This window comes from Rhizobacter sp. P3_B12 (assembly GCF_056402895.1).
Genome location: NZ_JBFUGN010001375.1, coordinates 1 through 1,253, shown reverse-complemented (window position 1 = coordinate 1,253; position 1,253 = coordinate 1). Strand labels below are relative to the sequence as shown.

Here is a 1,253-nt window from a genome sequence, read left to right as displayed (position 1 = left end):
GGCGTGATCTCGAAGTACTCGAAGGCGCCGGAGGCGACCTACTACCTGCTCGCGTTGATGGCGACCCGGGAGAAATCCAAGGTGTACGCGGTTCGCGGCTGGGATGGCATCGACCCCGGGCGCCGGTTCCACTTCCTGCCCCCCGACGGCAGCGGGCAGATCGACACCTACCTGCAGGCCGGCTGGAACGAGGTGGACGTGCGCGACTACCTGCATGCGTACTTCGAGAACTTCAGCAACCGGCTGCAGTTCCCCTACCTGCGCATTCCCGGCGCCTTCAGCTACTGGCAGGCGCTCGACGTGCACCTGGGCKAGGCGGTGGCCGGGCAGCTGAGCGCCGAGGCGGCGCTGAAGGCCGCCGCGGTCGACTTCGAGGAGATCACGCTGCGCCTCGGGCGCGAGCGGCAGCGCAGCGCGTACCGCAAGTCCCTGGGGCTCTAGCGTTCGGCCAGTTCGCCCAGCACCTGGTCCAGCTGCCGGGACACCTCGTGCAACAGCGCGCCGATCCCGGCGTCGCCGGCGTGCCCCAGGCAGGCCTGTTCCAGCGCGGCTGCCGCCTCCTGCAGCGCCGGCATGCCGAGCGTGCCGGCCTCGCACTTCAGGTCGTGGGCCGATCGCATCGCGGCGTCGGAATCCCCCGCCGCCAGCGCGGCCTCGAAATGCGGCACGAACTCCGTCTCGCGGTCGCGGAACATGCCCAGCATGCGGCGGTACAGCACGTCGTTGCCCCGCACGTTGGCCAGGCCGCTGGCGCTGTCGATGCCGGCAGCGGGGCGCCGCGGCTTCACCCAGCGCGCCAGCGTGGCGAACATCTCGTCGACGACGATCGGCTTGGCGATGTGGTCGTCCATGCCGGCCGCGAGCACGGCCTCGCGGTCGCCGACCATCGCGTTGGCCGTCATCGCGATCACCGGCAGGCTCCGCAGCGCCGGCTGCTGGCGCAGCGCGCGCGTCGCGGCATAGCCGTCCATGCGCGGCATCTGGCAGTCCATCAGCACCGCGTCGAAGCGCTCGCGGGCCAGCGCGTCCAGCGCCTCCTGGCCGTCGCCGGCGACGCTGACGGCCACGCCGGCGCGGCCCAGCAGGTCCACGGCCAGCTCGCGGTTGATCGCGTTGTCCTCGACCAGCAGGACGTGCGCGCCGGCCAGTGCCGCGCGGTGGTCGTGCAGCGCGTCGGCACGCCGCGCGCTGCGCGTGGGCGCGAGGGGCACGCGGCCGAGCGCGGTGATGCAGGCATCGAACAGCGACGAGGG

Annotated in this window: 2 protein-coding genes; one reads left to right on the top strand and one right to left on the bottom strand. The window is 72.4% G+C overall.

Annotated features, from left to right (window positions below):
- Nucleotides 1-441, top strand: a 441-nt coding sequence (locus AC1D01_RS35375; RefSeq protein ID WP_477874292.1) for a hypothetical protein, incomplete at its 5' end; no start/stop codon positions are given.
- Here the strand turns inward: AC1D01_RS35375 and AC1D01_RS35370 are convergent.
- The coding region (locus AC1D01_RS35370) for a response regulator (protein WP_477874290.1) at nucleotides 438-1,253 on the bottom strand (816 nt) is incomplete at its 5' end. The two genes, AC1D01_RS35375 and AC1D01_RS35370, sit on opposite strands and share 4 nt — an antisense overlap.